The organism is Brasilonema bromeliae SPC951 (genome assembly GCF_012912135.1).
Lineage (GTDB): Bacteria > Cyanobacteriota > Cyanobacteriia > Cyanobacteriales > Nostocaceae > Brasilonema > Brasilonema bromeliae.
In genome coordinates, this window is sequence record NZ_QMEB01000297.1 from 1 (window position 1) to 6,988 (window position 6,988).

Below are 6,988 nucleotides of genomic sequence, written 5' to 3' on the forward strand. Positions count from 1 at the left end.
AAGTTTTATGATATTATTATCCGATCATATAATTAACAAATTATGATCAATAGCTAAATTATGAGGCTAAGATTAAGTATTCAAAGGCACAACATGACATGACGTTATGGTGTCGCACTAAAGCATCCTAAAAATTTAAACTTTCTTTACAAACAGCTTATAGAATTCATGAAAGCTTGATGAGACTAAAACTTATCTGGATGACTCTACTTCTTTGTTCTATCGTTTCAAATGTCAGGATTCCTGGTCTTTTTTATACGCTTGTTTTTCTAAATCAAACAATTATTTAGCTAATTGCTGACGTTTTGTCTGATCATATTCAGCCTGTAGCATAATTTTTGACTCAAAAATGACATTTTTCTCTGTATTCATAGTGGTGTTTTGACGACTAGTGGTCTGCCTCATTAATTTTAATGGTTTGTCTTGACGTTGCATGCAAAATCTCTACAAGATTTCTAGAATTTCAAAACCCCTCACAATTAATGACATAAACCACTATAAATCTACTTACTCAGCAACTAACTGCATATGTTTGCTGACCTGAAACCTATAACTAGATGACAGGGTGCCATTCACGGGCTAAAGCCCTGTAGGTATAGCTCTTTGCATAAAGCTACAGGCTTGTAACCTGTAGCTTTTTTTTAAACTTCCAACTTCACACCCCTGATTGAATAATCCAACAACTCCATCGGGTGCATGATAGAAATCTGTTTACCCTGCGACTGCAAATGCTTGCGAATTTGCAAACTACAACCCGGATTAGCAGAAGTAATTAAATCAGCACCAGTATTCAGCAAATTCTGAACTTTTTGTCTACCCAACTCCTCAGCCACCTCTGGTTGCAGTAGATTGTAAATTCCCGCACTACCACAACATATAGCTGCATCAACTGGTTCGCGCAACGTCACGCCTGGAATTTCCCGCAATAACTGACGCGGTTGCAAGCTAATCTTTTGTCCGTGCAACAAATGACATGGATCTTGATAAACCAAACTCAAGGGTTGATTTGCAAGCGGTGATAATTTTGCTGTTAAACCAACACTCACCAAAAACTCTTGCGCATCTCTAACCTTCCCCGCGAATGCTTTCGCTTTTTCCCGATATTGTGGATCATCTTCTAAAATATGACCATATTCTTTTAGTGTATGACCGCAACCAGCAGCATTGATAATCACAAAATCTACACCAGTATTTGCAAAACTATCAATCATCTGCCTTGCTAAAGCTTTGGCTTGTTCTGTTTGTCCTTGGTGTTCAGGAAGCGCTGCACAACATCCTTGAGTTTTAGGAATCACAACTTCACAGCCATTCGCCGTTAAAACCCGCACAGTCGCTTCATTGACTGGCGAGAAAAATAACCTTTGCACACATCCCAAAATCACCCCAACTCGATAACGTTTCTTACCCTGTGCTGGAATAATATCTGGCAAATTATCCTGAAAAGATTTCAAAGTAACTTCTGGCAGAATTGATTCCATCGCTGCTAAGCGAGGAGACAAAATCTTCAACAACTGAGTTCCACGCACCAATTTCTGCAAACCCAACTTTTGATAAAAAAACAACGGAACCAGCAAAACCCTTAAAACATCGGGATTAGGAAACAAAGAAAATATCAGTTGACGAAACAACTTATCTGGCAAACTACGCGGATAATTCCTTTCAACTTGGTGACGAGTTGCAGAAATTAACTTGTCATATTGCACACCAGAAGGACAAGTCGTCACACAAGCCAGACACCCCAAACAACTATCAAAATGTTCTACTGTTGCCTTATTCAGAGGAATCTCACCCTCATTAATCCCATCCATAAGATAGATGCGTCCTCGCGGAGAATCCATCTCCTTGCCAATCACCCGATAACTAGGACAAGTCGAGAGACAAAACCCACAATGAACACAACTATCAATCAACTTTGGATTTGGCGGATGATTTCCATCAAAACCAGTCAAATTCTCCAAACTAGCCTTCTTATTCTCAGAACCTTCAAAAACTTGCATATTATCTCTTCCTCTCCCCTCTCTTTCTCTGCTTCCTCTGCGCCTCTGCGGTTCGTTTATCCTAAATTCCACCCACAAAACGACCCGGACTCAAAATACATTCCTTATCAAACTGCCCTTTAATCAAACGCATCAACTGCACAGCATTACCAGTGTAGCCCCATACATCCAACTGTTGCTTAACCTTCACCGGCGCTGACAAAATAGTAAGGAAACCGCCATTGGTTTGACAAAGATTTCGTATCCCCAACACCTCATCAATCTTGTTGTCACCCTCAAACCGCAACACCCCCAAACCACTAGCAACGTGAATCCAACCCACATCTGCTTGAGTCAAAACTTCAACAGCAGAAGTAGGTAACACTCCTATTTTGCAAGTTATTGCCGACTCATTGAAAGAAGAATGCATTTGTTCTCGCAATATGCGCCATAAATCAGCTTCATCCACTGCTGAATATATCGTCCCTTTTAACCCAAGTTGTTCCCCGACTTCCAAAAGTCGGTTTGACTGTTCCTTCACACTCTCAGCAATACTTTGGAAGCGAGCAATTAATCCCAATCCTTGACCTAACTCCAAGCTAGACACCAGTTGTGTTGATAGCAAATCAGCTTGGGTTGGTGTCAACGCAGAACCTCTGAGGACATTCGCAGCTTGAGATATAGCCTTTGCATCACCAGTCAGCACCACCGTTCCCGATATCTCCTGCATAGGATAAACGCGAAACGTCACTTGACTTATAACCCCCAATGTGCCATACGACCCAGTAAATAACTTCATCAAGTCGTAGCCAGCAACATTTTTCACCACTCTCCCGCCAGCTTTGGCGATTTGTCCATCAGCACGTATAAAGGTGATTCCCAACAGTTGATCCCTTACACTACCATAGCGTTGCCGTAGGGAACCTGTATCAGCAGTTGCAACAATACCGCCAATGGTTGCTGTATCTTGTGTTATTGGGTCAAGAGCAAGAAATTGCCGAGAGTTTACCAACATTTCTTGGAGACGAGAAAATTTCATTCCCGCTTCGACTGTCACCGTTAAATCGCCAACGGCGTGTTCAATGAGTTGATTCAGGCGTTCTGTGCTGACTACGACGTCAGCATCTTTGACTAACCCGCCCCAGTTCAGTTTACTACCACTACCGCATGGCAAGACGCGCCACTTGTTGCGATGTGCTTCTGTGATGACTTGCGCTAGCTGTTCTGTGGTGTGGGGATAGACGATACAACTGGGAGGAGTTGGGGAAGCAATAGTCTGTAATATAGATTTTTGCTGACTGATTGGTACATCTTCCCAACAGACAGTATTTTCTGTGCCGACAATAGATGCAAAACAAGAGGCTAGCGCTTTCATTTGTTTATTTTAGACTCTCTATATATCAATACGGTTTATGAAAGAAGTACATTGTTATTAGCTTTGGTGAAAGCCTTGCTGATAAATCCTCAGTCTACAGCTTAGTGATGTCCCAAGACAACTCCTGTCAAAGTCTCAAAGCGAGACTAATGAGTCGCTTACCTATTTCAACAAGTCACTTTGTTGCATCTGTTGTGGGAATGCCAAACTTAACGGTTGAGGGTAGAACGGAACAAGAAGCGATGCCTTGGCGTTCCCCGTAGGGGAACGCCAAGGCAAAACCTTCCCTGAAATCCAATTAGCAACGGGTAAGTTTGTGACGATTGAGGTGAATCCAGAAGGTGGGTTGAATGAAACTGTATCTCAAATAGAGAAGCCATTTTTTGAAACCTCAACAGATGAGGAATGGGAAGCAGCACTCATGGATTTGGCAAATAGTTCCTTTTTTAGCAAAACGCTGCCTCTTTCAGACGAAGCCATCAGCCGCGAGAGTATTTATTGCGAACGAGAAGTATAGCCAAATCTCTCTACAAGCTCTATTCTGTCAGAGTATCAAGTTTAGCTAGTATTCTTAAGCCTTCTTCTGGGTTGGCAGTTGCAGCCATTGCTTTAAATCTTGTATAGGTATCAAATTCTGCTAGAGCTATGGTAGAAAGTTCTTCAATTAATTTATTGACACTTATGCCTTTGGCTTGAGCAAGTTCTTTCAATCTATTATGCTTATCGTCTGGTAAACGAATAGTTAAAGTTGCCATTTTTGTTTAACTCCTAATAATTTTTTCGGGTTTTAATATTGATAAGTTAGGAAATAACAATTCAGCATTTTGGAAATCTTTGACATTGTGAGTAGCAATAATTTGGGCATTCCCTGCAACTGCTAATTCAATTAAGTGATTGTCAGCTTCGTCTTTTAAATTAGGTCGCCATAAATAGTAAATAGAAATCCATTGGCTTACGCTCATCAGTGATGCAAGTAAAGCAGAAATTTCTTCACTAGTTAAAGGGCATTTAGCGATAATTTCTGAGCGCTGAATGACTGACTCATACTCAGAAAATAAAGCATTTCCCATCAAAGGCTGATATTCTCTTTTCAAGCAGCGTCGAATGAGTTCTCGACTGGAGCCTTTAGAGCTAATCAGCGCACTAATAAAAACGCTGGTATCAACTACAATTTTAATCGCCATGTCATTATGATAGCATATACGCTGTCATAAAAGTCCCAGTCAAAAGACTCAAAAGCGATCGCCGAAGGCGGGCACTCTGTGCCAATGCCCGAAGGGCACGCTACGCGAACGCACTCTTAGCAACCGTGTCAAATCAGCGATGTCTGGCGACAAGAAGCAGAGCTTCTACGCACTTCTGGTGATGGGGTTAATGTAGGCGATGTCTGGTGATAAATCGCTTTGCGTCTACCCACTCTTAGCAACTGTGTCAAATCAGCGATCGCCAGTCGAGTATCAATAAGTCTAAACGTGATGGTGCAGAGCGCAGACGCCAAGGGCGTATCGCACTTCGTTGTACACTCTTCGCTGACACAAGCATTCCACTAAATTCTTAACTGATACCTTAACTGGTATATCTGGTCTGGTGCAAATACGGGAAACATTGCATACTCGGATTAAGGCTAAATAAAGGGAGCAATTACAGAAGTGTAATCGCTCTTGTTTATTTACGAAAGCCTTAAGTTGAACTGAGAAATTTTTAGTTAATTAGCTTTTGAGAGAATAGAGAAATATGGGTTACAAGATAGTAAAAGAAAAAGAGAATTCAACCAACCCTGAAAAAAAGGATTTTAATATTAATATAGAAGTTCCCAAATGGACTTTGAATGAACTAGCTTTGTCATCTGCCATTAAAGACCAAATTGATGAAATTGTTGCTTATATAAAAAATCGAGATATTTTATTAGATGAATGGGAATTCAAAAAGTTTCTTAAAAGTGGTAATGGAATATCTATTAATTTTTTTGGTCAGCCAGGTACTGGAAAAACTGTGACTGCCGAGGCTATCGCTGATAAATTAGGAGTGAATATTATTAAAGTTAATTATGGAGAATTAGAGTCAGAATTGGTGGGAAGAACGTCAAAAAATTTATCAGAACTGTTTGCAATAGCTGAAAACAGCAGAAGTCTGTTATTTTTTGATGAAGCTGACACGTTATTGAGTAAAAGAATTTCTAATTTATCACAAGCAGCAGATTATGGTGTCAACTCAGTCAGAGCTACATTATTAACCTTACTAGAAAAGTTTAATGGGGTAATAATTTTTGCTACTAATTTATTTGAAAATTACGATGAAGCTTTTATAAGAAGAATTTTATTTAATATAGAGTTTACTTTACCAGATACTACTATGAGAATCCAATTATGGGAATTCCATCTCTCTCCCAAAATTCCTAAGGAAATCAGTTATGATAAAGCTGCTGAAATCAGTGAAGGTTTAGCTGGCGGTGATATTAAAAATATTACTTTTAAATTGGCTTTAAAATTGTTAACAAAAAAGATAGAATCTATTTCTGAAGATATAATGAAAGAAGAGATCCAAAAATATTTGCAAACCAAAGAACAACACAAAAAAGGGCGTTCGTTAGAATCTTCTACGGTAACTTTTAAGAGCGATGTCAAAATAGATTCAAATGTTTTATCAACAGATATGTCAAATTGAAAAGCTGTATGTAAACGAGTATTATCAATACTACTTTCTAAACAGCTTACTGATAACAATATCTGGTAACAATCTGTGAAAAAGCGCTAAAGTTCCATCAATACCCTATGAACAGTTACCTTTTCCTACAGATGTTAAGTAAAGAAACAGTATTTTTAGATAATTAGAGGTAAAAATTTATGCCTTTAGATCCAATAAGTTGGTTAATAATTGGTGCAATTATTGGTGCTGGTACTGTAGTATTTTGGGACAGAATTAAAGACTGGGCTACTCGTGTAATGGGTTTTTTACTTGATCAAATGAACAAGTTAGTTGAATTTCTTGTAGGGGGTGTTGTTTTCTTGATTAAAGAAGGAAAAAAATATTACAAAAAATTATACTTATACACCCGAGATAAAGAGAGTCAAAAGCCTTATCGTAGGGAATCTGATAAAGTAGAGATAAAAGAAGCTGATATACCTTCGGATCTGCGTGATATTGTGCCTGAAAAAACGAATAACGAGGAAACAGGACTCCAGGTTGCAACACTAAAGTACTAAAGCAAGTTGCTAGTTAGTGCGTGTAAACGGTATCTTAATGATACAAAAAGTGCATTTTAAAGTACTGTTAAGTACAAGTAATTTCAGTTTTGTACTTAAATTGAGGCACTTTTTGATAACTAGCAACTTGGGTAACTACAAAACTAAAAACTTGATGATATTCAACTTAAAAACTCAATTAATTCTTTAAGAGGTTGTTATGTCAAAAGAAGAAAATTTGACTGATAAGTCCCAAAGATTATTTAAGACTACACAGCTTGGTATTGATAAAATTAAAAGGGCATGGGAAGAAAAAAACACGATATTTGATGACTGGGAATCTATTAATGAAAATGTTCTAGATTTTAATTTAATTGAAAAGGACATAATAAATATCCACAATGAAATTAAACAAGATAATGTTGTAATTAAGAAGACACAATACACTATTAGTG

The 6,988-nt window shown here is 38.5% G+C and carries 10 protein-coding genes; 4 read left to right on the plus strand and 6 right to left on the minus strand.

What is annotated here, in order from left to right:
• Positions 1-282 precede the first annotated feature (282 nt).
• From DP116_RS25885 to DP116_RS25895, 3 genes are all read right to left on the minus strand, one after another.
• The gene (locus tag DP116_RS25885) at positions 283-435 is read right to left on the minus strand and encodes a hypothetical protein (RefSeq protein WP_169157880.1); all 153 of its coding nucleotides are present in this window, start codon (positions 433-435) and stop codon (positions 283-285) included.
• Positions 436-641: 206 nt separating this feature from the next.
• Positions 642-1,997: a (Fe-S)-binding protein gene (locus DP116_RS25890; protein ID WP_169157881.1), complete on the minus strand. Its 1,356-nt coding sequence runs from the start codon at positions 1,995-1,997 to the stop codon at positions 642-644.
• Positions 1,998-2,058: 61 nt separating this feature from the next.
• A complete protein-coding gene (locus DP116_RS25895) occupies positions 2,059-3,351 on the minus strand; it encodes an FAD-binding oxidoreductase (protein WP_169157882.1) in 1,293 nt (430 codons plus the stop codon).
• A gap of 247 nt (positions 3,352-3,598) precedes the next feature.
• Between DP116_RS25895 and DP116_RS28740 the strand changes: the two genes are divergently transcribed.
• Positions 3,599-3,868, plus strand: a complete 270-nt coding sequence (locus DP116_RS28740) for a hypothetical protein (RefSeq protein WP_211173514.1) — start codon at positions 3,599-3,601, stop codon at positions 3,866-3,868.
• A gap of 19 nt (positions 3,869-3,887) precedes the next feature.
• Here DP116_RS28740 and DP116_RS25905 read toward each other — a convergent pair whose 3' ends face one another.
• The 3 genes from DP116_RS25905 to DP116_RS25915 all read right to left on the minus strand — a co-directional run bounded on the left by DP116_RS25905 (position 3,888) and on the right by DP116_RS25915 (position 4,849).
• Complete coding sequence (locus DP116_RS25905) at positions 3,888-4,106, minus strand: toxin-antitoxin system HicB family antitoxin (RefSeq protein WP_169157883.1); 219 nt, start codon at positions 4,104-4,106, stop codon at positions 3,888-3,890.
• A gap of 6 nt (positions 4,107-4,112) precedes the next feature.
• Positions 4,113-4,535: a putative toxin-antitoxin system toxin component, PIN family gene (locus tag DP116_RS25910; protein WP_169157884.1), complete on the minus strand. Its 423-nt coding sequence runs from the start codon at positions 4,533-4,535 to the stop codon at positions 4,113-4,115.
• Between the two features lie 128 nt (positions 4,536-4,663).
• Positions 4,664-4,849 (minus strand): hypothetical protein, encoded by a 186-nt coding sequence (locus tag DP116_RS25915; RefSeq protein ID WP_169157885.1) that lies wholly within the window; start codon positions 4,847-4,849, stop codon positions 4,664-4,666.
• A gap of 236 nt (positions 4,850-5,085) precedes the next feature.
• On the opposite strand from DP116_RS25915, the gene DP116_RS25920 reads away from it, so the two are divergent.
• The 3 genes from DP116_RS25920 to DP116_RS25930 all read left to right on the plus strand — a co-directional run.
• The gene (locus tag DP116_RS25920; RefSeq protein WP_169157886.1) at positions 5,086-6,015 is read left to right on the plus strand and encodes an ATP-binding protein; all 930 of its coding nucleotides are present in this window, start codon (positions 5,086-5,088) and stop codon (positions 6,013-6,015) included.
• A gap of 179 nt (positions 6,016-6,194) precedes the next feature.
• Complete coding sequence (locus DP116_RS25925) at positions 6,195-6,554, plus strand: hypothetical protein (protein WP_169157887.1); 360 nt, start codon at positions 6,195-6,197, stop codon at positions 6,552-6,554.
• Between the two features lie 199 nt (positions 6,555-6,753).
• The coding region (locus DP116_RS25930; RefSeq protein ID WP_169157888.1) for a hypothetical protein at positions 6,754-6,988 on the plus strand (235 nt) is incomplete at its 3' end.